This window comes from Nonomuraea zeae, assembly GCF_005889725.1.
Classification (GTDB): domain Bacteria; phylum Actinomycetota; class Actinomycetes; order Streptosporangiales; family Streptosporangiaceae; genus Nonomuraea; species Nonomuraea zeae.
This window is the reverse complement of record NZ_VCKX01000200.1, coordinates 1-22,982: the sequence shown is the minus strand read 5'-3', so window position 1 is coordinate 22,982 and position 22,982 is coordinate 1. Positions and strand designations below refer to the sequence as shown.

At 73.1% G+C, this 22,982-nt stretch carries 20 protein-coding genes; 11 read left to right on the top strand and 9 right to left on the bottom strand.

The features are described 5' to 3' along the window. Window positions 1–135 precede the first annotated feature (135 nt). On the bottom strand, window positions 136–939 hold the full coding sequence (locus tag ETD85_RS42775) for a bestrophin-like domain (protein WP_138695561.1): 804 nt from the start codon (window positions 937–939) through the stop codon (window positions 136–138). A gap of 298 nt (window positions 940–1,237) precedes the next feature. Between ETD85_RS42775 and ETD85_RS42770 the strand changes: the two genes are divergently transcribed. Next, window positions 1,238–1,573 (top strand): avidin-fold protein, encoded by a 336-nt coding sequence (locus ETD85_RS42770; protein WP_240779795.1) that lies wholly within the window; start codon window positions 1,238–1,240, stop codon window positions 1,571–1,573. Window positions 1,574–1,585: 12 nt separating this feature from the next. Here the strand turns inward: ETD85_RS42770 and ETD85_RS42765 are convergent, their stop codons facing one another. After that, a complete protein-coding gene (locus ETD85_RS42765) occupies window positions 1,586–2,221 on the bottom strand; it encodes an Lrp/AsnC family transcriptional regulator (RefSeq protein WP_138695564.1) in 636 nt (211 codons plus the stop codon). A 110-nt stretch (window positions 2,222–2,331) separates the two neighbouring features. Here ETD85_RS42765 and ETD85_RS42760 point away from each other — a divergent pair, with 110 nt between their 5' ends. From ETD85_RS42760 to menC, 10 genes are all read left to right on the top strand, one after another. After that, on the top strand, window positions 2,332–3,912 hold the full coding sequence (locus ETD85_RS42760; protein ID WP_138695560.1) for an ABC transporter substrate-binding protein: 1,581 nt from the start codon (window positions 2,332–2,334) through the stop codon (window positions 3,910–3,912). A gap of 12 nt (window positions 3,913–3,924) precedes the next feature. Then, window positions 3,925–4,953: an ABC transporter permease gene (locus ETD85_RS42755; protein ID WP_138695559.1), complete on the top strand. Its 1,029-nt coding sequence runs from the start codon at window positions 3,925–3,927 to the stop codon at window positions 4,951–4,953. Next, window positions 4,950–5,828, top strand: coding sequence for an ABC transporter permease (locus ETD85_RS42750; RefSeq protein WP_138695558.1), 879 nt, complete (start codon window positions 4,950–4,952; stop codon window positions 5,826–5,828). The genes ETD85_RS42755 and ETD85_RS42750 overlap by 4 nt, the downstream gene beginning before the upstream one ends. Beyond that, entirely contained in the window at window positions 5,825–6,598 is a 774-nt protein-coding gene (locus ETD85_RS42745) for an ABC transporter ATP-binding protein (protein WP_138695557.1), read from the top strand. The genes ETD85_RS42750 and ETD85_RS42745 overlap by 4 nt, the downstream gene beginning before the upstream one ends. Then, the gene (locus tag ETD85_RS42740) at window positions 6,595–7,503 is read left to right on the top strand and encodes an ABC transporter ATP-binding protein (protein WP_138695556.1); all 909 of its coding nucleotides are present in this window, start codon (window positions 6,595–6,597) and stop codon (window positions 7,501–7,503) included. The genes ETD85_RS42745 and ETD85_RS42740 overlap by 4 nt, the downstream gene beginning before the upstream one ends. Beyond that, window positions 7,500–8,480 carry a M24 family metallopeptidase gene (locus ETD85_RS42735; RefSeq protein WP_240779793.1) on the top strand — a complete coding sequence of 327 codons (981 nt, stop codon included), beginning with the start codon at window positions 7,500–7,502 and terminating at the stop codon, window positions 8,478–8,480. Before ETD85_RS42740 ends, ETD85_RS42735 begins: the two co-directional genes overlap by 4 nt. A 134-nt stretch (window positions 8,481–8,614) precedes the next feature. Beyond that, complete coding sequence (locus tag ETD85_RS42730) at window positions 8,615–10,201, top strand: Na+/H+ antiporter (protein WP_138695555.1); 1,587 nt, start codon at window positions 8,615–8,617, stop codon at window positions 10,199–10,201. A gap of 58 nt (window positions 10,202–10,259) precedes the next feature. After that, window positions 10,260–10,814: an acyclic terpene utilization AtuA family protein gene (locus ETD85_RS42725; protein WP_138695554.1), complete on the top strand. Its 555-nt coding sequence runs from the start codon at window positions 10,260–10,262 to the stop codon at window positions 10,812–10,814. A gap of 152 nt (window positions 10,815–10,966) precedes the next feature. Beyond that, the gene (locus ETD85_RS42720; RefSeq protein ID WP_138695553.1) at window positions 10,967–11,731 is read left to right on the top strand and encodes a GNAT family N-acetyltransferase; all 765 of its coding nucleotides are present in this window, start codon (window positions 10,967–10,969) and stop codon (window positions 11,729–11,731) included. Next, complete coding sequence (gene menC / locus ETD85_RS42715; RefSeq protein ID WP_206059222.1) at window positions 11,728–12,828, top strand: o-succinylbenzoate synthase; 1,101 nt, start codon at window positions 11,728–11,730, stop codon at window positions 12,826–12,828. Before ETD85_RS42720 ends, menC begins: the two co-directional genes overlap by 4 nt. A gap of 103 nt (window positions 12,829–12,931) precedes the next feature. Here the strand turns inward: menC and ETD85_RS42710 are convergent, their stop codons facing one another. The 7 genes from ETD85_RS42710 to ETD85_RS65025 all read right to left on the bottom strand — a co-directional run bounded on the left by ETD85_RS42710 (window position 12,932) and on the right by ETD85_RS65025 (window position 22,885). Next, a complete protein-coding gene (locus ETD85_RS42710; protein WP_138695552.1) occupies window positions 12,932–13,609 on the bottom strand; it encodes an ABC transporter ATP-binding protein in 678 nt (225 codons plus the stop codon). Beyond that, on the bottom strand, window positions 13,606–15,411 hold the full coding sequence (locus ETD85_RS42705) for a dipeptide/oligopeptide/nickel ABC transporter permease/ATP-binding protein (RefSeq protein WP_138695551.1): 1,806 nt from the start codon (window positions 15,409–15,411) through the stop codon (window positions 13,606–13,608). The genes ETD85_RS42710 and ETD85_RS42705 overlap by 4 nt, the downstream gene beginning before the upstream one ends. Then, entirely contained in the window at window positions 15,411–16,433 is a 1,023-nt protein-coding gene (locus ETD85_RS42700; RefSeq protein WP_138695550.1) for an ABC transporter permease, read from the bottom strand. Before ETD85_RS42700 ends, ETD85_RS42705 begins: the two co-directional genes overlap by 1 nt. Continuing rightward, the gene (locus tag ETD85_RS42695; RefSeq protein ID WP_138695549.1) at window positions 16,434–18,002 is read right to left on the bottom strand and encodes an ABC transporter substrate-binding protein; all 1,569 of its coding nucleotides are present in this window, start codon (window positions 18,000–18,002) and stop codon (window positions 16,434–16,436) included. A 97-nt stretch (window positions 18,003–18,099) separates the two neighbouring features. Beyond that, the gene (locus ETD85_RS42690) at window positions 18,100–19,686 is read right to left on the bottom strand and encodes a PucR family transcriptional regulator (RefSeq protein ID WP_170247143.1); all 1,587 of its coding nucleotides are present in this window, start codon (window positions 19,684–19,686) and stop codon (window positions 18,100–18,102) included. Between the two features lie 71 nt (window positions 19,687–19,757). After that, the gene (locus ETD85_RS65030) at window positions 19,758–21,056 is read right to left on the bottom strand and encodes a serine hydrolase domain-containing protein (RefSeq protein ID WP_138695547.1); all 1,299 of its coding nucleotides are present in this window, start codon (window positions 21,054–21,056) and stop codon (window positions 19,758–19,760) included. Next, window positions 21,032–22,885, bottom strand: a complete 1,854-nt coding sequence (locus tag ETD85_RS65025) for a S9 family peptidase (protein ID WP_138695546.1) — start codon at window positions 22,883–22,885, stop codon at window positions 21,032–21,034. The genes ETD85_RS65030 and ETD85_RS65025 overlap by 25 nt, the downstream gene beginning before the upstream one ends. Between the last annotated feature and the right edge of the window lie 97 nt (window positions 22,886–22,982).

Here is a 22,982-nt window from a genome sequence, read left to right as displayed (position 1 = left end):
GGGCGGGCGGGCGTACGGTCACCGCCGGCACCGGAGCCGGCCGCCGCGGCTCGGGGTCGGCCGAGGCGGGGACGCTCGCGCACACCGCGAACAACGCGGCGGCGAGCAGCAGGGGCGCGCGCCTGACGGCCACGATCACATTCCCCCGGCGATGCGCACGAACTCCTCCAGCGCCCCGCGGAACGCCTCAGGCCCGACGGCCAGCGGCCCCGCGAAAGCGTGCTGGATGTCCCACGTCAGGAAGATCCCGAACCCGACCAGCCCCGCCATCGCCACCAGCGGCAGCATGGCGAGCCCGCGCGGCCTGGCGCCGGCCAGGAACGGGAAGACGATCACCAGTGCGCCGGTGAAGACGGTCAGGAACAGCAGCCCGTCGGGAGGGGTCGCGGAGGCGTCGGCCGTGCGCTGGGCGCGGGCGGTGGAGATGCCCCTGATGTGCTCGATGACGGTGCTCTTGGCGTCCTCCTCGTCGTCGCCGCTCACGGGGAGCGCGGTGACGCGGCCGCGCAGCTCGTCCATCCTGGCCGCGCCGACCGGATCCATCTTGCCGCCGGCCATGAGCGGCCACTCGTCCTTGATCACGAAAGCCACGTAGTCGCGCAGCGCCATGCGCACCTCCTGGCCCGCGGTGCCGGGCAGTGCGCCGGCCGCCCAGTAGGCGTCGACCGCGGACTGACTCTCGGCGTGGGTGTTGAGCCGCGCGGCGTCGGCCGTCGTCCAGGGCACGATGATCGCGATGGCGAACACCAGCAGGAACATGGCCGACAGCATCGCCCCCGCGTGCGCTGCGGAGGGGCCGTTGGGATCGCGGTCCTCGCCTGCCCGCTTCACCCGCCTGAACACCAGCGCGGTGAGCGCCACCGCGCCCACCGCCGCCAAGATCGAGAGTATGTACGCCACCATGAAGATCTCCCGAACCTCTTGAATACGCAGTGTCACATTACTATCACACAGTGCATTGATGGCGTCAGGCACGGAAAGGTAAAGCCCCGGGCAAGGCGGGGCTGCGGACACACCCTCGAACACCCCCGAACCAGCCTCAACCGCCGGATGCCAAGCTCGGCGTGAGCTCGCGGGTGGCGCTCACCACCAAGATCCGGGCGCCGGTGGACTGAGCCGCCGGGCCCGGGCCGCCGTACGGCCTCCCCCTGGACGGATTGCCGATCATTGACAGCCCCTCCTCACCATATGTCCAGCCGCATGCTGACATTTCGGAAATCTGGGGACCATGGGGGGCGTGAATCTCAACGGCCGCAAATTCGTGATGGTGAGCTCGACCGCGAGCACGGTGAACCAGGACAGTCCCACCGAGTTCCAGTACTGGGAGGCGGACGAGGTGGTGTGGGGCACCTACACGGGCGACACCGTGACCCACGGGCGCTTCGTCGGGACGCGGGACGGCGCCCAGGTGACGATCAACTACGCGCACGCGCTCAAGGCCGGCGGCAAGGCGGGCGGCAAGAGCAGCAGCCGCATCGAGGCCGGGGACGACGGGCGGCTGCGGCTGGTGGAGGAGTTCAGCTTCGACGGCGACGACACGGTGCACGTGAGCGTGTGCACCGAGGTCGCCTGACCCACCCCGTCCTCAGCCGTCCTTGCGCAGGGCGGCCCTGCCCTCGGCCGCGCCGACGAAGCGCATCTTGCCGAGCGGCACGTCGCCCTGCGTCTCCTGGGCCGGCCGGCGCGGGTGGCGGGCCTGGTCGCGGTCGCTGGGCAGCACGTACGGCCGCCTGAGCACCTCGTCCAGGATGAACACGGTCTCGGTCGCCTTGACCGCCGGGATGTTGGCCAGCCGGTCGGTCACCATGGTGTGCACCTCGGCCACGTCGGACACGCGTACCTGGATCATCGCGTCGTGCTGCCCGGTCGTGATCGCGCAGTATTCGACCTCCGGCATCCTGGCCAGCTCCGCCCTGAACTGCTTCCACATCTGCTGGCGCACGGTCACGAAGATCAACGCGGTGATGCCGAGCCCGGCCCGCACATGGTCGATCTCGGCCGTGAACCGCTTGATCGCACCGTCGGCGCGCAGCGCCTCGAAGCGGGTGTAGGCGTTCGCCCGGGAGATGCCCACCCGCTCGGCCAGCGCGGCCACCGAGATCCGGCCGTTCTCGCGCAGGACCTCAAGGATCTTCAAGTGGATGTCGTCCAGCTCAAGACCGATTCCGATCCGTCCAGGTTGACCGCCACCGCTGACATTATTTCTGGAAATTTCACTCATCATTACCTCACCGACCTTTATATACGTCTCACGGACCGCACGGTGCCTGGACGTTCTGCCGGACAATCCTCGGCATCCTTCTGCTGAACGTCCAATTTTGGAGGACTCACATGGCGACCCGCTCGCAGACGGCGGCTGTACTGCTCGCCGGTGCACTCGCCCTGGCCGCCTGCGGTAGCGGCGGCACCTCACAGGCCCCGGCCGCCTCGGCGGGCGGGGGCAAGACCCTCGTCATCGACACGTCCTTCGACCTCAAGACGGCCGACCCGGGCCGCACCTACGAGCCGACGGGGCTCATCATCGGCAAGGCGCTCTACGAGACGCTGCTCACGTTCGACGGGGCCGACGTGACCAAGCCGGTGCCCGCGCTGGCGGAGTCGTACGAGCTGGCCGAGGACGGCAAGACGCTGACGCTCAAGCTGAAGCAGGGCGCCACCTTCGCCGACGGCTCGCCGGTGACCGCGGACGACGTGGTGTTCTCGCTGAACCGCGTGCGCGACATGAAGGGCACGCCGTCGTTCCTGCTGGACGGCGTGGAGGTGGCCAAGACCGACGACTCGACGATCACGCTGACGTCGAAGGCGGCCAACCCGGCGCTGCCGTACATCCTGCCGAACCCGGCGCTAGGCATCCTCAACAGCAAGGTCGCCAAGGAGCACGGCGCGACCGCGGACGCCCAGGACAAGGCCGAGCAGTACCTGAACTCCGCCTCCGCCGGCTCGGGCCCGTACACGATCGAGTCGTTCAACGTGAGCAGCCAGGTCACGCTCAAGGCGAACCCCAAGTACTACGGGACCAAGCCCGCCTACGACAAGGTGGTCATCCGCAACGTCGAGGCCGCCACCCAGAAGCTGAACGTCCAGCGCGGCGACAGCCAGGTCGCCCTGAACCTGTCCGGCGACCAGGTCACCGGCATGCCCGCGACCCTCCAGGTCAAGAAGACCGCCTCGGCGAACGTCATCTTCCTGCTGGCCAACCAGGACAGCGCGGTGAGCAAGACCACCACGAACGCCAAGTTCGTCGAAGCCGTGCGCAAGGGCGTGGACTACGCGGGGCTGCTGGAGCTGGCCGGCGAGGGCTCGACCCAGGCGCCCGGTGTCATCCCGTCGCAGCTGCTCGGCGCGCTGTCCCCCGAGCAGGGGGCCAAGCGGGACGTCGAGGGCGCCAAGGCGGCGCTGGCGGCCAGCGGCCTGTCGAACCCGACGGTCAAGCTGGAGTACCCGAGCGAGCTGACCGTCAACGGCCTGTCGTTCCAGCCGCTGGCCGAGCGCGTCCAGGCCAACCTCAAGGAGGTCGGCATCACGGTGGACCTCCAGCCGGCGCCCGTCACCACCGCGCTGGACAACTACCGCAACGGCAAGGAGGAGATGGGCCTGTGGTACTGGGGCCCTGACTACCCGGACCCCAGCGACTACCTGGCCTTCCTGCCCGGCAAGACGGTGGGGCTGCGGGCCGGCTGGAAGAAGGGCGCGGCCGCGGAGATCGAGGCCGCGGGCGAGAAGGCGGCCGTGGCGATCGGCGACGACGCCCGCAAGACCGCCTACGCCGACGTGCAGACCCAGCTCAACGCCTCCGGGCCGTTCATCCCGCTCATCCAGCCGAGCCAGAACATCGTGACGGCCCAGTCGGTGACCGGGCTGGAGTACCACCCCGTGTGGACGGTGGACGTCGCCGACCTCGGCGTCAAGTAAAGGGGTTCGCAGGTGTCCGCGCATCCCCTGGTGCGCTTCCTCGTCCGGCGCGTCCTGCTGGCCGTGCTGATGGCCTGGGGCATCACGCTCGTCACGTTCGTGCTGACGAACCTGGTGCCCGGCGATCCCGTGGCCGCGAACCTGGGCCAGCGGGCCCTGGGCGACCCGGCCATCGTGGCGCAGTGGCGCGCCGACCACGGCCTGGACAAGCCCCTGTGGCAGCAGTACCTGCTGCACCTGCAGGGGCTGGTCCAGGGCGACCTCGGCACCAGCCAGCAGAGCCATCGCCCGGTCAGCCAGGATCTGGCCGAGTTCGTGCCGGCGACGCTGGAGCTGGCGGGAGCGGCCATCCTGGTCTCGCTGGTGCTGGGCGTGGCGTTCGGGGTGATCGCGGCGCTGCGCAGGGACCGGTTGCCGGACCACGCGCTGCGGGTGCTGAGCCTGATCGGCATCTCGGTCCCGACGTTCTGGCTGGCGCTGCTGGCGTTCTACGTGTTCTTCTACCGGCTGCAGATCACCCCGGGCAGCGGCCGGGTGGACGCGGCGCTCGGCTCCGCACCGGCCGTGACCGGGCTGCAGACGGTGGACGCGCTGCTGGCGGGCCGCTGGGACATCTTCACCTCCGCGGCCGGCCATCTGGTCACGCCCGCGCTGGTGCTGGCGCTCTACACGATCGGGCTGCTCACCCGCTTCACCCGCTCGGCGGTGCTGGAGGTACTCGGGCAGGACTACGTCCGCGCCGCCAGGGCCAAGGGCCTGCCGGGGCGGACGATCCTGCTCAGGTACGTGCTGCGCTCCGCGCTCGTGCCCATCATCACCGTGGCGGGACTGGCCTTCGGCAGCCTGCTGTCCGGCACCGTACTGGTCGAGGCGATCTTCGCCTGGCCGGGCGTCGGCCAGTACGCCTACAAGAGCGCCACCACCCTCGACCTGCCCGCCGTCATGGGCGTCGGCCTGGTCGTCGGCATCGTCTACCTGGTCATCAACCTGATCGTGGACGTCCTGTACGGCGTCATCGATCCCCGAGTGAGGCTGCAATGAGACGGCGGGACCCCCTGGCCCGCAAGGGTCTGCTGCGGCGGCTCCCCGAAGCCTGGCGGCAGCCCCTCGCCATCGTCGGCGGCGTGCTGGCCGTGGCCTGGGTGGTCGTCGCGCTGGCCGCGCCGGTGCTGGCGCCGCACGATCCGCTCGCCCAGGAGCTGCCGCGGCTGGCGCCGCCGGGCCCCGGGCACTGGTTCGGCACCGACCAGCTCGGGCGCGACATCCTCAGCCGCGTCATGTACGGGGCCCGGGTGTCGATCCCGCTGACGCTGCTGCTGGTCGCATTGTCGGTGCTGATCGGCGGCCTGCTGGGCGCATGTGCCGGATATTTCGGCAAATGGGTGGACGAGACGATCATGCGGCTGGCGGACCTCGTGTTCGCGTTCCCGACCGTGATCCTCGCCATGGTGGTGGCAGCGGCGCTCGGGGCGAGCCTGACCAACGCGGTGCTGGCCGTGCTGGTCGTGGCCTGGCCCGCCTACGCCAGGGTCACCCGCGGGCTGGTGCTGGGCGTGCGGGAGCGGGAGTTCGTGCTGAGCGGGCGGCTGCTCGGCTTCTCGGTGTGGCGCTCGCTGCGGGTGGACGTGCTGCCGAACGTGACCGGGCCGATCCTCGTGCTGGCCACGCTGGACATCGGCACGGCCCTGCTGCTGCTGTCCGGTCTGTCGTTCCTGGGCCTGGGCGCCAAACCGCCCTCTCCCGAGTGGGGGGCGATGGTCGCCTCCGGGGTCGAGGTGTTCGACAGCTGGTGGGTGGCGACATTCCCCGGGCTGGCGATCCTCACCGTGGTGCTGGCGTTCAACTTCCTCGGTGACACGCTGCGGGACGCGCTCGACCCCCGTACGGCCCGCGCGATCAAGGAGCGTGCGCTGTGACGCTGGACATCACGGACCTGAAGGTGTCGATCGGCGGCAAGGAGATCCTGCGCGGCGTCGATCTGAAGCTGGAGGCGGGCCGCGTGCACGGCCTGGCCGGCGAGAGCGGCTCGGGCAAGACCATGACCGGCCTGGCCGTGCTGGGCCTGCTGCCGCACGGCGCGCGGGCGTCGGGCGCGATCCGGCTCGGCGAGCGCGACCTGCTCACGCTGCCGCCCAAGGAGCTGAACCGGGTGCGCGGCGGCGAGGTCGCCATGGTCTTCCAGGACCCGGCGACCAGCCTGCACCCGATGCTCACCATCGGCAGGCAGCTCACCGAGCACATGCGGCACCACCTGCGGCTGGGCAAGGCCGAGGCGCGGCAGCGGGCGGTCGAGCTGCTGGGCAAGGTCCGCATCCCGGGGCCCGAGGAGGCCTACCGGCGCTTCCCGCACCAGTTCTCCGGCGGGATGCGCCAGCGGATCGCGATCGCCGTCGCGCTGGCCTGCTCCCCCGAGGTGCTGATCGCCGACGAGCCGACGACCGCGCTGGACGTGACCGTGCAGGCGGGCGTGCTGCGGCTGCTGCGCGGCCTGTGCGACGAGCTGGGGCTGGCCGTGCTGCTGGTCACCCACGACCTGGGCGTCATGTCGGCGGTCGCGGACGAGGTGAGCGTGATGAAGGACGGCCTGGTCGTGGAGTCTGGGCCGCGCGGCCAGGTGTTGCGGGAGCCCTCGCACGCCTACACCCGCGCGCTGCTGGAGTCCCTGCCCGATGCGGAGGTGCGATGAGCCTGCTGACCGTCGACGACCTGGTCGTCGAGCACCGCTCCCCCGGCCGCCCCGTGGTGCGGGCCGTCGCGGGGGCGAGCCTGGACGTCCGTCCTGGTGAGGTGGTGGGCCTGGTCGGCGAGTCGGGGTGCGGCAAGTCGACCCTGGCGCGCGCCGTCTGCGGCCTGAACCCGATCACCGAGGGCTCCATCGCCTTCGACGGGCAGCCGGTCACGCCGCTCGGCCTGCGGCGCAGGAAGCTGACCGGGATCCAGATGGTGTTCCAGGACCCGTACGCGTCGCTGAACCCGCGGCGCCGGGTCGGCGACCAGATCGCCGACGGGCTGCGCACCGCCGGGGACGCCACCACCACGCCGGCCGACCTGCTGGAACGCGTCGGGCTGCCCCGCGACTTCGCGGGGCGGCATCCGCACGAGTTCTCCGGCGGGCAGCGCCAGCGCATCGCCATCGCCAGGGCGCTGGCGGCCCGGCCGCGGCTGCTGATCGGCGACGAGCCCATCTCGGCGCTGGACGCCTCCGCGCAGTCGCAGGTGGCCAGGCTCATGCGGGATCTGGCCGTCGACTCGGGCGCGGGGCTGCTGTTCATCAGCCACGACCTGTCCGTGGTGCGGCTGATCGCCGACCGGATCGCCGTCATGTACCTGGGCAAGATCGTCGAGGTGGGCGACACGGCGGCCGTCTGGGCGGAGCCGCGGCATCCGTACACGAAGGCGTTGCTGCAGGCCATCCCGAAACCGGACGGCTTGGGGGTGCTGCCCGCCGAGCTGCCCGGTGACGTGCCGGATCCGGCGAACCCGCCGGAAGGGTGCAGGTTCCACCCGCGCTGCCCGCTCGTGATGGACGTGTGCCGCGTGAAGGAGCCGGAGTTCGGGCCGGTCGCCTGCTGGCTGCACGAGCCGAAGTGACCTCCCGGGGGACGCGGCTCGCGGCCGTGCGGGCCGCCATGCGGGAGGCCGGGCTCGACGCGCTGATCCTGCGGCCCTCCCCCGACCATCGCTTCCTCGGCGGCGCCCCCTTCCCCGGCGGGTATCTCGTCGTGACCGCGGAGGCCGTCGCCGAGACCGACGACCCGGGCGGGCTCGTGCCGCCGGGCGCGCGGCGGGTCGGGGTGGACCCGGAGATGCGGGTGCGCGAGCTGTTCGCGCTGGCGGTCGAGGCGGAGCTGGTGCCGGCCTCCTCGGTGCTGGCGCCGCTGCGGCTGCGCAAGGAGCCGGCCGAGATCGAGGCGATCGGGCGCGCGGTGGCCGCCGCGGAGGGCGTGCTGGCGCAGGCCGGGGAGCTGGCCTGGTTCGGGGCGACCGAGCGGGCGATGGCGCACCGGCTGCGTGCGCTGCTGCTGGAGTCGGGCTGCGAGGAGGTGGCGGCGCTGCGGGTGGCGGCGGGCGAGCACACCGCGCGGCCCGCCCACGTGCCGGGCGAGCGGGTGATCAATCCCGGGGACGCGCTGGCGGTGTCGGTGTGCGGGCGGTGGGGCGGCTACTGCGCGGAGGTGGCCCGCGTCTTCGCCGTGGCCGAGCCGCCCGAGGACTTCGAGGCCATGTACTCGGTGGTGCTGGCCGCCCACCGCGCCGGCCTGGCCGCGCTGCGGCCCGCCGTGCCCGCGGGCGAGCTGGCCAGGGCCGTCGGCGAGGTGATCGACGGGAGCGGGTACGGGCGGTTCGCGGCGGCGCACGTCGGCAGGGGCGTCGGGCTGGGGCACGACGAGGGGCCGCGGCCGGAGGAGGACACCGTGCTGGCCCCCGGGATGACCTTCTGCCTGGAGCCGGCCATCTACGTGCCGGACCTGTTCGGGGCGCGGGTGGCCGACGTGGTGGCCTGCACGGACGACGGGCCGGTGCTCCTGGGCGCGTCCCCGCACACCCTGCACGTCCTCGACCGGTGACGTCGCCCACGGGCAGGCTCGACCGGTAGCGACGCCGTCCAGCGGGCCCGGCCGGTGACGGCTCCGCTGGCGGGCCTCACGCACCCGCCGTGACCGCTCGATTACGCTGGTCGCGGCGATCGTCGGGGGGCGTTGTGGACCAGTTCGTGCTGCTCATGCTGGTGCTGCTGGGCGCACTGATCACGGTCCCGGTCGGCGACCGGCTCGGGCTGCCCGCGCCCGTGCTGATGACGCTGCTCGGCATCGTGCTGGCCGTCCTGCCGTTCGTCCCCGACGTGGACATCCCGCCGGGCGTCGTGCTGCCGCTGCTGCTGCCGCCGCTGCTGTACGCGGCGGTGCAGCGCACGTCGTGGCGGCAGTTCGCGGCCAACTGGCAGCCGATCTTCCTGCTGGCGGTGGCGCTGGTCTTCGTGACGACGGCGGCCGTGGCGGTGACGGCGCACGCGCTCGTGCCCGGCCTGCCGCTGGCGGCGGCCGTGGCGCTGGGCGCGCTGGTCGCGCCGCCCGACCCGGTCGCGGCCACGGCGGTGGCGGGGCGGCTCGGCCTGCCCAGGCGCATGGTCTCGCTGCTCGAAGGCGAGGGGCTGTTCAACGACGTCACCGCGATCGTGCTCTACCACGTGGCCATCGCGGCCGTCGTGACCGGCGTGTTCTCCTGGCCGGGGGCGCTGGCCGAGCTCGTGCTGTCGGCGGTGGTGGCCGTGCTGGTGGGGCTGGCACTCGGCTGGCTCGGGGCCTGGCTGATGGAGCTGCTCGGCGACGCCACGCTGCAGGTGGGGCTGTCGCTGCTGGTGCCGTTCGTGGCGTACGCGCTGGCCGACGAGCTGCGCGGGTCCGGCGTGCTGGCGGTGCTCACCAGCGCGTTCTACCTCGGCGATCGCATGTCGGACGCGGACGACGTGGTCGGCAGGTTCGCGGCCGGGACGTTCTGGCAGGTCGTGGACACGCTGGTGACGGGCATCGCGTTCGGGCTGATCGGGCTGGAGCTGCACAGCGTGTTCGGCACGGTGCACGGCCGGCTCTGGCTCGTGCTCGGCTGGAGCGCCGCCGTGGTGGGGGTGGTGGTGCTCGTCCGGCTGCTCTGGCTGCTGCCCGCGGCGTGGCTGGCCAGGAAGGCGAGCGGGGGCGGGAAGGAGGACGCCGAGATCCCGCTGACCTGGCGGGAGACCATGGTCATGTGGTGGGCCGGGATGCGCGGGGTGGCGTCGGTGGCGCTCGTGCTGGCCATCCCGCTGGAGATCCACGACGGGGCGCCGTTCCCCGGGCGCTCGGTGATCGTGTTCGTCGCGTTCGCCGTCATCCTGGTGACGCTGGTCGCGCAGGGGCTGACGCTGCCGTGGCTGGTGACGAAGCTGGGGGTCAAGGCCGACACGGCGGCCGAGCGGGCGCTGGAGAAGACGCTGGCGGTGCGCGCGGCCAAGGCCGCCAGGCGGCGGCTGAGGGAGATCGACGAGGCCGAGGACCTGCCCGACGAGGTCGTCGAGGCGCTCGACCGGCGCATGACGGATCTCGGGATGCGCATCAGCCCCGAGGCGGCCGACGACGAGCGGCGGGAGGCGTACGAGCAGCGGGCGCGGCGCGTCAAGCTGGTACGCAGGGTGCAGGCGGAGATGATGTCGGCCGCCAGGCAGGCGGTGCTGGACGCCCGGCGTGACCCGAACGCCGACCCCCAGGTCGTCTCGCGGGTCCTGCGCCAGCTGGACGCCAGGAGCCTGCGCTGAGCTCCGACCGCGTCGTGACTGTGTGTGACGGTGCACGGCAAAGGGTAGTCAATGAAATATGCTGCGAATCGGCACGTGGAGGTCTTCCGAGTCCTTCGACGTCGTCGTCTGCGGATGGCGCGACAGCGGTCCCGGCCCGCTCCGCACGGGCACCAAGCTCATCTACGGGACGGGCGCCCCCGTGCCGGCGCTCCCCGGGCTGCGGGTCGGCTCCCGGGCCGCGCGCGGCGCGGGCGAGATCGCCAGGGCGCTGCTCCAGGGGCTGGACGTGGTGGTCACCGCGCCCGGCTGCTGCCCCGCCGCGCCGGTGGTGGCGGCGGGCATGTGGCACTACGGCTGGACGCGGGGCGACCTCTGCGAGCTGGCGGGCGCGACCGTTGCCGGGCTGGCGCTGGCCGCGCAGCGGGGCCCGTGCGTGGCCGAGATCTGCCGCGACGGCCGCAGCTCGCTCGACGGGAACGTGACGGAGGCCGCCGTGCGGGCCTGCCTGGCCGCGTGCTTCTCCGGCGGGCGCTACCGGACGCCCGAGGTCACGGTGCCGCTGGAGTCCGTACGCCTGAGCCAGGTGGCGCCCAGCCGGATCCGCATCGCACCCTGCGCGGGCACCCGGTGAGCCGCGCGCAGTAGGCCGGGCCGACGAACGAATGGCCTTCTCTTGGTGATCCGGCACGAATCCGGCGCCCGCGTCATGGCATAACGTCTCCGGTGGGTGTCCATGTCTCGGCGGAGACGTCCCACGAGACGTCCTATGGGGGAGGCGGCAGGTTGGCCGTGGTCAGGGAGCTCCACGCGATCGCGGAGTTCGAGCGCGTCTACGCGCTGTTCGAGGACATCTGGCACTTCGGGTCCAGTGACCCGCCCATCACCATGGAGATGATGGTGGCGCTGTCGCACGCGGGCGGCTACGTCGCCGGCGCCTTCGACGGCGACCTGCTGGTGGGCGGCTCGGTCGGGTTCCTCGCCGCGGGCGGCGCGCTGCACTCGCACGTCACAGGCACCGCCGCCGGGCGCGGCATCGGGCTGGAGCTCAAGCTGCACCAGCGCCGCTGGGCCCTGGAGCGCGGGCTGGAGCGCATCACCTGGACCTACGATCCCCTGGTGCGCCGCAACGCCCATTTCAACCTGGCCAAGCTGGGCGCCCGGCCGCAGGAATACCTGCCCTGCTTCTACGGGGTCATGGGGGACGCGATCAACCAGGGCGACGAGTCCGACCGCCTGCTCGCCGTCTGGTCGCTGACCGCGCCGCACGTGGTGGCGCTGGCCCGGCGCGAGCCGGTGGCCGTCCAGGTGCCGCCGGACGCGGTGGTCGCCCTCGCCGACGAGGGCGGGCGGCCGGCGCCCGGCCCTGCCGACGCCGGCACGGTGCTGGTCGCCGTGCCGGCGGACGTCGAGGGGTTGCGCGGGTCCGACCCGGGAACGGCCAAGGCGTGGCGGCACGCCGTACGCGACGTGCTCGGGGGGCTGATGGCCGAGGGGCGCGAGGTCACGGGTTTCGCCGGTAAATCCTTCTATGTAGTGGAGAGAGCGTGAAGATCACTGGGGTAGAGCTGCGGCGGATCGCGATGCCGCTGGTCGCGCCGTTCCGCACGTCGTTCGGCACCGAGACCTCCCGCGACGTCCTGCTGGTCAGGGTCGTGACGCCGGACGCCGAGGGGTGGAGCGAGTGCGTGGCCATGGCCGAGCCGCTCTACTCCTCCGAGTACGTGGACGGCGCCGCCGAGGTGATCCGCCGCTTCCTGCTGCCGGCCCTGCCGAAGAACCTGGACGCCGGCGACGTCGCCCGCGCGCTGGAGCCGATCAAGGGCCACCGCATGGCCAAGGCGGCGGTGGAGACGGCGGTGCTGGACGCGCAGCTCAAGGCGGCGGGCGAGTCGTTCGGCCGCTTCCTCGGCGCGGCCCGCTCCCGGGTGCCGTGCGGGGTGTCCGTCGGCATCATGGACTCGATCCCGCAGCTGCTGGACGCCGTCGGCGGCTACCTGGACGAGGGGTACGTCCGCATCAAGCTCAAGATCGAGCCCGGCTGGGACGTCGAGCCGGTCCGGGCCGTGCGCGAGCGGTTCGGCGACGACGTGCTCCTCCAGGTGGACGCCAACGCCGCCTACTCCCTGACCGACGCCCGCCGCCTGGCCCGGCTCGACGCCTTCGACCTGCTGCTGATCGAGCAGCCGCTGGCCAACGACGACCTGGTCCAGCACGCCAAGCTGGCCACGCGGCTCAGGACGCCGATCTGCCTGGACGAGTCGATCGAGTCGGCCGAGCACGCCGCCGCCGCCATCGCGCTGGGCTCGTGCTCGATCATCAACATCAAGCCGGGCCGGATCGGCGGCTACCTGGAGGCGCGCCGCATCCATGACCTGTGCCGGGCCAACGGCATCGCGGTGTGGTGCGGCGGCATGCTGGAGACCGGGCTCGGCCGGGCCGCGAACGTGGCGCTGGCGGCGCTGCCGGGGTTCACGCTGCCGGGCGACACCTCGGGGTCGCGGCGTTACTACGCGACCGACGTGACCGAGCCGTTCGAGCTGGTGGACGGGCATCTGGAGGTCCCGTCGGGGCCCGGCATCGGCGTCGAGCCGATCCCGTCCGTGCTCGACGAGGTGACCACCTCGGCGGAGTGGATCGCCCTGTGAGCGCCGCGCCGCGCGGGCGCCCCGTCCGGGCGGCCGCGCGGCGCGACGGATCACCGCCCACCGCGCGGCACGGCGGCTCATCGCCCTCCGCGCGGCAGGCGGATCACCGTCCGAGTCTCGGGACCGCCGCCAGCAGGGCGCGCGTGTAGTCGTGCCGCGGCGCGCCGACGACCTGCTCGGCGGGCCCGGTCTCGACCAGCCGCCCCTGGTGCATGACGGCCACCACGTCGGCGACGTACCTGACCACGGCCAGGTTGTGCGAGATGAACAGCATGGTCAGCCCCAGCTCGTCGCGCAGCCCGCGCACCAGGTTGAGCACCGCGCCCTGCACGGACACGTCGAGCGAGCTGGTGATCTCGTCCGCGACCAGCAGGCCGGGATCGCCGCCCAGGGCGCGGGCGATCGCGACGCGCTGCCGCTGGCCGCCGGACAGCTCGCGCGGGTAGCGGCCGGCCAGCCCGGGCGGCAGCCGGACGAGCCCGAGCAGGCGTTCCACCTCGCGCTCGCGGTCCCCGGTCCTGATGCCCTCGGCGATCGTCCGGCCGACGGTCATGCGCGGGTTCAGCGACGCGTACGGGTCCTGGAACACCATCTGCACGCGCGGGGCGCCCTCGACGCTCCCGGTGTGCGGCAGGAGCCCGCACACCGCCCTGGCCAGCGACGACTTGCCGGATCCCGACTCTCCGACGAGCCCGACGATCTGGCCTTCGGGGATGTCCAGCGTGACGTCGTCCACGGCGGTGAAGGCGCCGAAGCGCACGCTCAGATTCTTGATGATCATGAAACCTCCCAGCAGGCGACCCGCTGCCCCGGGCCGTGCGCGACGAGTTCGGGGCGCTCGGCCGCGCAGCGCTCGGTGGCGGAAGAGCATCGGGGGGCGAAGGCGCAGCCGGGCCCGGACTCCGTGGGGGGCGGCTGGGTGCCGGGGATGCCGGTCAGCGGCCTGCTCCTGTCGGTGTCGAGGTCGGGCAGGGAGGCGATCAGCGCCTTGGTGTAGGGGTGGGCGGCTCCGGTGGCCAGCCGGTCGGCGGCCAGCTCCTCCACGACGCGGCCCGCGTACATGACCACGACCCGGTCACACAGCCCGCCCACGACGGCGATGTCGTGCGAGATGAACAGCGTGGCCGCGCCCGTCTCCGCCACGGCCTCGCGCAGCAGCCGCAGGATCTGCCGCTGCACGGTGACGTCCAGCGCGGTCGTGGGCTCGTCGGCGACGATGAGGCGCGGCGTGCCCATGAGGCCCATCGCGATCACGGCGCGCTGCCGCATCCCGCCGGACAGCTCGTGCGGGTGCTGCGCGGCCCGCCTTTCCGGCTCGGGCAGGTGCACGTGGCCGAGCCGGTCCACGGCCCGGCGGCGGGCCTCGGCCCGGCTCGCCCCCTCGTGCACGATCGCCACCTCGGCGAGCTGGCCGCCCACCTTCAGCGCCGGGTTGAGCGCCGCCAGCGGGTCCTGGAAAACCATCGCCAGCGCGGTGCCGAACTCCTTGGCCGAGAGCGTGGCGACGTCCTGGCCGCTCAGGTGGAGCCGCCCGTACGTGACCGTCCCCGGGTAGGGCACCAGCCCGCCGATCGCGGCCGCGGTCAGGCTCTTGCCACTGCCCGACTCCCCCACCAGGCCGACGATCTCGCCCGGCGCCACGGTCAGCGACAGCTCCCGCACCGGGGTCGCGCCGCCGGGAAAGGTGATCGTCAGGTCCTTGATCTCCAGCACCGCCCCGGGGTCCGGCTCGCCCGGCGCCGCCACGGCCGGCCCGGCGGCCTCCTGGCGCGGGGCCGGCCTGCGGGCGGCGGCCCTGGCCAGGGCGTCGCCCAGGAGGTTGAAGCCGATGCCGGCCAGGGCGATGGCCGCCGCCGGGCCGAGCGCCACCTCGGGCGTCACGTAGATGCGCGGGAAGCCGTCGAACAGCAGCCGCCCCCAGTCGAACGACGGCGGCTGCACCCCCAGCCCCAGGAAGGACAGCCCGGCCAGCCCCAGCAGCGCGCCGCCGAGCGCCTGGGCCAGGTGGAGTATGAGCGGTTCTGCGATGTTCGGCAGCACGTGCCTGGTCAGGATGCGGTGGCGGGGGACGCCGAGCAGGCGGGCGGCGGCGACGTAGTCGGCCCCGGTCACGGCGGCGGCCAGGGTACGGGTGAGCCGGGCGAAGCCCGGGGCTATCGCCGCCCCGATGCCGAGCACCGCACCGCGCGCGCCCAGGCCGGTGACGACGGCCGTGAACATGGCCAGCAGCAGCCCGGGGAAGGCCACCAGGGCGTTGACCGTCCCCGAGGCCACGGCGGCGGCGCGTCTGGGGAGCACCGAGGGCAGCGCCCCGAGCACGGTGCCGGTCACGGCGCCGATGAGGGTGGCCGCCATGGCCAGGGCGAGGGAGTACCGTCCGGCCACCAGGACCCTGGCCAGCAGGTCGCGGCCGAGGCTGTCGGTGCCCAGCGGGTGCTGGGCCGAGGCGCCCTGGAGGATGGCGGCGGCGTCGATGCGCTCGGCGGCCTCGCCCCAGACCAGCGGGCCCGCGACGGCCAGCGCCGCCATGAGCGTCACGATCGCGGCTCCCGCCACGGCGGGGCCGCTCCACCGGACGGACATCAGCTCTGCTCCTTGAGCTCGGAGGTCGGGTCGAGCGCGCCGAGCACGAGGTCCACGCCGAGGTTCACGACCAGCACGATCGCGCCGTAGACGAGGATCACGCCCTGGGCGACCGGGTAGTCCTTCTGCGTGATGGCTTCGACGATCTTCATGCCGAGGCCGGGCCAGGCGAAGACGTACTCGACGAGCACGCCGCCCGCGATGAGCGAGGTCAGCAGCAGGCCGCCGACGGTCAGCGTCGCGGTGAGCGTGTTCGGCAGCACGTGCCTGACGTGCAGCCGGGCCGCGGGCAGCCGCTTGGCCCTGGCCAGCCGCACGTAGTCCGTGCCGAGCTCGCGCAGCGTCTCGACGCGCGAGATGCGGGCGATCATAGCGACCGGGCCGGCCGCGAGTGCCAGGACGGGCAGGACGTACGTGATGGGCCCGGACTTGCCCGCCGGCGGGAACCAGCCGAGGCCGACGGCGAACAGGGCCACCAGGCCGATCGCGTACAGGAACTCGGGCACCGCCACGGCGGTCCCCGTCGTGGCGCTGAAGCCGAGCTCCGTGCCCCGGTTGCGGCCGTTCTCCGTGCGGATGGCGGCCCACATGCCGAGGGGGATCGCGGCCAGCAGGGCGACGGCGGTGGCGAGGAGGGCGAGTGCGAGGGTGTTGGGCAGGCGGGCCGCGATGACCTCGCCCACCGGCTCGCTCGTCAGGAACGACGTCCCGAAGTCTCCGGACAGGACGTCGGTCACGTACGTGACGAACTGCTCGGGAATCGGGCGGTCCAGGCCGAGCGCCGCCCTGCGCGCCTCGATCAGCTCGACCGGCGCCGCCGGCCCCAGGGCGGTGCGCACCGGGTCGCCGGGGATCAGGTGGATCATCGCGAACGAGGCGACCAGGAGCACGACCAGCGACACGGCGAACCGGAGCACCCGCCGCAGCGTCCGCCGCACGGCTCGCCGGGTTCCCGCCGACGACACCCCCGACGACACCGCCGGCGGTGTCGGGGCGGCGAGTGGTGTGCGGGGATCGCTCATTCAGCCTCCCTCGGTGAGCCGGATCGAGGTGGGCACGAACAGGCTGGCCTGCATCTCGTACGTGGCGCCCTTGCTCGCCTGCAGCACCGTGTTCTCCACCACCGGGATCAGGTCGGCGTTCTCGAACAGGGCCGACTCGGACTCCTGCCACGACGGGCAGCCCTCGGCGGACGGCACCAGGCCGGCCTTGGCCACGAGCGACTCGTAGCGCTTGTTGGACAGGTGGGCGAAGTTGGCGCCCTTGGGCGCGCCGGGGCCGGACAGGAAGCCCACGAGCTGCGAGGGCAGCGTGACGCCGATCGGCACCCAGGCGACGTCCCAGTCCTGGGTGGAGTTGAGCGACTCCGACACCTTCGCGTCGATCCCGCCGTTCAGCTTCACCTCCACCCAGGCCTTGCGCCACGCGGCGCCCAGGTACTCGGCCGCCGCCTGCACGCCCGCGCCTCTGGTCGTCGCGTACATCAGCCGCAGCGTCAGCCGCTTGCCGTCCTTGACCCTGATCCCGTCCCCGCCCGGCCGCCAGCCCGCCGCGTCCAGCGCGGCGGTGGCGGCCGCCGCGTCGTAGGCGGGCACGTGCCCGGTGACGGTGTCGCCCGGGCAGGCGCGCGGTTCGAGGGTGAGCGCCGTGGCGGGCCTGCCGGTCCCGCTGGAGGCGATCCCGGCCAGCTCCTTGAGATCGACGGCCTGGGTGAGCGCCTTGCGGACGGCGGGGTCGTGCGCGGGCCGGTCGTCTCCCTGATGGTAGAAGAACTGGCCGTTCCCGGACGCGACCACCTTCTTGCCGATGCGGGGATCGGCCTCCAGGCGGGCCCGGTCGGGGCCGAAGAGGGCGGCGCCGTTGAGCGAGCCGGAGACCAGCAGGTTGGCGGCGGTCTGCTCGTTCGGGACGACCTTCAGCACCACCTTGTCCGGCAGGTCCTTCGCGGTCGCGCCGGCCGGCCCCCAGGCGTAGTCCTTGCGGACCTCGAAGGTGTAGTGGTCGCTCGGCACCGCCTCGGCCAGCCGGTAGGGCCCGCTGCCGGAGGTGCCCCTGGCCAGCAGCGACCGGTCCTTGACCCCCTTGCCGCACACGACGAGGATGCTGCGGGCGCTCTCCAGGATGAAGCTGAACGGCTCGGGCATGCTCAGCGTCACGGTCCCGGCCGCGTCGTCGGCCTTGGCCTGCATCCCCACGGGGACGAACACGCCGTAGACGGGCGACTTGGTGGCCGGGTCGGCGATGTGGTTGACGCTCGCGGCGACGTCGGAGGCGGTCAGCGGCGCGCCGTCGGAGCAGGTGGCCCCCTTGCGCAGGGTGAAGGTGACGGAGTCGGGCTTGACCTGCCACGTCTCGGCCAGCCCTGGGACGATCTTGCCGGCCGCCGAGTAGTGCACGAGCGGGTCGTAGGCCAGCGAGAGCACGGTGTTGGTGACCGACAGGACGCCCATGGCCGGGTCGAGCGCGCCGGGGTCGGCGGGGAGCGCGAAGGTGAAGGTGCCACCCGTGGCCGCCGTGCCTCCGTCCGTCCCTCCGCAGGCGGCCGCGAGCAGGGCGAGCGCGGTAAGTGCCGCTGCTGCTGGTTTTCTCATGGGGACTCCAGACGGGCGTGGGGGATGTGCACCACCTTCGCCGCTCGTCCGGGCTCGTTCTTCGTGCCCGATCACGAAAAAGCCGGGCGTCCTGGTGCTACCGGCCGAAGATCCGCATCTGCAGCATCGCGGTGAGCCGGGCGTCCGGGTCGGCCAGGTCCAGGCCGCTGATCTCAAGGAGGCGCTTGAGCCGGTAGCGGAAGGTGTTGGCGTGGATGTGCATCTGGGCGGCGGCGATGTTGACCTCGCCGAACGCGTCCAGGTACGCCCGCAGCGTGGCGGCCAGCTCGGTGCCGTGCTCGGCGTCGTGGTCGAGCAGCCGCTGGTAGGGCCCGGTCGGCGTCTGCTCCTCGGCGGCGGCCACGTCGGCGACCTGGAGCAGCAGCGACTCGAAGTGGACCGCGGTGTACCCGGCGGCCTGTCCCGTCGTGCCCCGGGCGCGCAGCACCCGCAGCGCCCGGTCGGCGTCGGCCCTGGACCGGGCGACCTGGGAGAGGCTGAGCGCCAGCCGGCCGGCGCCCACGTTGGCGGCGTGCCGGGGGCCGACCCTGGCCAGGAAGCTCTCCGCCACGCGTACGGCCCGCGCCTCCTCCTCGCCGGCCGAGTGCAGGGGCAGCACCGCGTACGCGACGGACCCGATGAGCGCGGCGGCGGCCTTCGGATGGATGGCGCCGACGTGCAGCGCCAGCGCGTCACAAAAGCGCTGGCGGTCGCTCTCGCCCCTGGCCGGGTCGGCGGCGTCGACGTCGGAGAGCTGGGCGGCCAGCACGCACAGGCGGGTGGTCGCGATGCCGAGCCGCTCGGCCGCCTCGGCCGCGTCCGTGCCGCCGGCCAGCACGGTGGACAGCAGGTCGGCGCGCATCCGGCGCTGGGTGTCGGCCCCGGCCCGCTCGCGCAGCAGCTGCAGCGCCACGATCTTGGCCGCGTCGGCGAGCGCCCGCTGCCGCTGCGCGCTGAGCGGTTCGTGGACGACCGCCCAGATGGAGCCGAGGATCTCGTCGCCCGATCGCACCGCCACGGCGGCCCGGTTGACGACGGTGCCGTCGTCGATCTCGATGTAGATGGGCTCGCGGCTCTGGTAGAGCCGCTTGAACTCGCCCCGCTCGTCGAGCAGCCGCAGGTAGCGCTCGGGCACCTCGCGGCCGAGCACGGTCTCCACGCGGCCGGGGTCGGCCTCGTCCTGCCGGCCGGAGAACGCCAGCACCCGCGAGGACCTGTCCTCGATCGTGACGGGCGCGTCGAGCAGCGCGCAGACGGCGTTCGCCAGCGAGAACAGGTCTCCCTGCGACTCCTGGCCGGGCTCGGCCAGGTCGCCCTCCGCCAGCAGGGAGCGCAGCAGCGCCGCCACCTGGGACCAGGAGGCGGCGCGGGTGAGGCCGAGCACGGCGACCCCGGTCTCCAGCACGGTGGCGCGCACCCGCTCGTCGGCGTCCACGGGCAGCTTCACCACGACGCCCGCCGCCTGCGGCGCCCGGCCGAGCAGGGCGCAGATGTCGGCCGCGCCCTGCACCCCGACGGCGAGCAGGATCCCGCCGCGCGGGACGATCAGCTCGTCGAGCGGATCGTAAATGTGCACGCCGGTGACCTCGATGTCGAGGTCACCGGGGGACGCGGCCACGTCGAGGACCGTGCTGCCCAGATCCTGCAGGATCCGCCCGAGACTGGCGCGCGGACGATTCCGCATCTGGTCACGATATTCCACGTGCAGGGACATCAGCCGCGCGCGGGTGCGCCGAGCGGGTCCACCACGCCTCCTCAGCCGGTCTTCGGGGTGGCGCGCGCGCCCAGGTGCACGTACGGGGACCCGTCCGCCAGCTCGTAGAACACCGCCGACGTCCAGTCGGGAGCGCCGCCGATCTTGCACACGAACGTCACGTCGTCGACCGGTACGAGCGGCATCTCCTCCGGCTCCTGCAGGGCGGCCAGCGCTCCCGTGGCCTCGTGCCGGAGCCACGGCTCCCCGTCGCGCATCGATATGGTCAGCCGGGCGCCGGCCCGCTCGTAGACGCCGGTGTAGCGCCCGGCGTCCACCTCGACCGGCGTCTGAGGCGGCTCCGGCGAGGCCGGCACGGTCAGGCCGTCGAGCTCGGCGAACAGCTCGGTGGCCAGGGCGCGGGTGAAGGAGTTGGCGTGGCCGCCGTTGGCGGTGGCGCACACGACGGTGCCGGTGTCCGGCACCGCCCACAGCATCGCGTGCTGGCCGATGGTGTTGCCGCCGTGGGAGATGACGCGGTGGCCGCTCCACTCGTCGAGGATCCAGCCGATCCCCCACTGCCTGCCGAGGGTGTACGGGTTCGGGATGTCCACCTGCGGCTCCCACATGGCCGAGGCGTCGGCCAGCAGGCCGCCTTCGAGGTGGGCGCGGCCGAAGGCCACCACGTCGGCCGCCCTGGCGCAGACCAGCCCGGCCGGGCCCATCGCCCGCATGAGCCCCCACACCGGGGCCGTCTTGCCGTCGGCGTGGCCCATCGCGGCGCTGAAGCGCAGCACGTCCTCCGGCAGGGTCCAGGTGTGGGAGAGGCCGAGCGGCTCGGAGATCTGCTCGCGCAGCACGTCGTCCCAGCGCTTGCCGGTCAGCCGCTCCAACACCCGGCCGGCGATGACGAACCCCGAGTTGCAGTAGGACTGGGTGACGCCGAGCGGATGGTTCTGGATCAGGTCCGCGCAGGCCGCGACGTACTTCTCCACGCAGTCGTCGCCGCGCCCGGTGTCGATGAACAGGTCGCCGTCGATGCCGCTGGTGTGGGAGAGGAGATGCCTGATGGTGACGTTCTTGGTCACCTCCGCGTCGGCCACCTTGAACTCCGGCAGCACCTCGGCCACCGGCGTGTCCAGCGTCAGCCTGCCCTGCTCGATCTGGAGCATGATCAGGGTGGCGGTCCACACCTTGGTGACCGAGCCGATCTGGAACAGGGAGTCCGGGGTCGCCGGGACCCCGGTGTCCACGTTGAGCGTGCCGGCGGCGTACTCGTGCAGCTCGCCTCGGTGCAGGTACGCCAGGGTGGCGCCGGGCACCTCGTACTGGGCGATCAGCTCGGGGAGACGCCGATCCATTGCTCCAGCCACGCGATGATCCTCTCATTGTAGTCGTACCGGTGTGAGGGCCGGCCGTTCAGGATGAACAGATGGCTCGCGCCGGGATAGCGCACCAGCCGGACGGGCACCCCGCGCTCCCGCAGCGCCGCGAACCACTGCTCGGACTGGCCGACGGGGCAGCGGTCGTCGTTCTCGCCGTGCAGGATGAGGGTCGGGGTGGTGACCTCGCCGGCGCGGGTGATCGGGGACTGCGCGGCCAGGTCGCCCGCGCACTCGTACATCTTGAGCTGCAGGCCCAGGTCGGACGTGCCCGTCATGCTGGTCAGGTCGCTCACGCAGCCGCCGGGGACGGCGGCCTTGAACCGGCCGGTCCTGGTCGTCAGCCAGCACGTCATGTAGCCGCCGTAGCTGTAGCCGGTGACGGCCAGCCGCTCGGGGTCCGCCGTTCCGTCGGCCACCAGGTCGTCGACCGCGGCGAGGAAGTCCTGGGTGTCGGCCAGCCCCCAGGCGCCCATGGCGGCCTTGTAGAAGGCCTCGCCGTAGCCGTCGCTGGCGCGGGGGTTGAGCGTGAGGACGGTCCAGCCGCGGGCCGCCAGGCTCTGGTGGTACAGGTGGACGCCGTCGAAGACCGGGGCCCAGGCGTTGTGCGGGCCGCCATGGACGTCCAGCAGGAGCGGGCCGGGGGTGGCCGCGTTCTCGTCGCGCAGCACGAATCCCTCGACGGGGGTGCCGTCCGGGGCGGTGAACGTGCGGCGGACGGGGGTGAACAGCTCGACACCCTCCGGCGCGTAGCCGGTGAGCCGGTCGTGCGTGCCGTCCGGCCCGGCGAGGTAGACGTCGCCGGCGCTGTGCGGGGTGGCGGCCACGTACGCGATCCGGCCCGCCGCGACGCTCGCGCCCGACACGCTCGTCTCCTCCGGCACCAGCCGCTCGGCGGGCGCCCGGTAGAGATGGGTCGAGCCGCGGTCGCGGGCGCAGAACAGCAGGTCGTCGCCCAGCAGCGCGGGCACCGCGCCCGGGTATCCGGGGTGGCCGATCATGACGTTGCGGTCCAGGCCCGTCTCCACCTCGGCGGGGCCGCCCGTGCCGAGCGTGAACAGGCGGACGTGCCCGACGGGATCGCCCTTCAGCCCCGCGACGACGAGCCGCCCGCCGAGCCACCACGCGCCGGCGCAGATGAGCTCGGGGTCGGTCAGACGCTCGGGCTCGGCGCCCTCGCGGGCGTCCACGGCGTACACCGCGCCGCCGGCCTCCAGGTCGCGCCCCGGCTCCAGGTTCGCCACGAACGCCAGCCGCGTGCCGTCCGGCGACCACGACGGCTCGCCGGCGTGGAAGTCGCCCCGGGTGACCTGCTCCGTCCGCCCGGTGCCGGCGTCCACGACGAACAGGTGCACGCTCATGCCGCGCAGCAGCCCCGTGCCGTCCGCCTTGTAGTCGAGCCGGTCGGCCACCACGGGCGCGTGCGGGCCGGCGCCGGTGGTGACGGGCCCCGCGTAGGCGATCCGGGTGCCGTCCGGCGACCACACGGGCGCGCCCCCGCCGTCCGGGCGCGGAGCGAGCGGGCGCGGCTCCCCGCCGTCCATCGGCAGCAGGTGGAGCTGCGGCCGGCCGTCCACCGGACGCAGGTACGCCAGTGTGCGGCCGTCCGGCGACCAGCGGGCCGTGCTCCCCTCGGCCAGCCGGCGCGGCGGCGCTCCGGGAGCGGCCAGCCAGATCTCCGTACGGTTCTCGTCGGCGTCGCGATCGGCGGTCGTCAGCGTGTACGCGACCGCGCCGCCGTCGGGGCGCAGCTGCGGATCGGATGGAACGGCGATGCGGTAGAGGTCGTCCAGGACGAGACGCGTCATGGTCGAACGGTAGGCCAGTGCCGGCCGTCCTTCTTCGGTCTGCGCCACGAACGAACCCCGCCCGCGTTGTGCCCCGCCACCAAGCCTGTCGCCTATA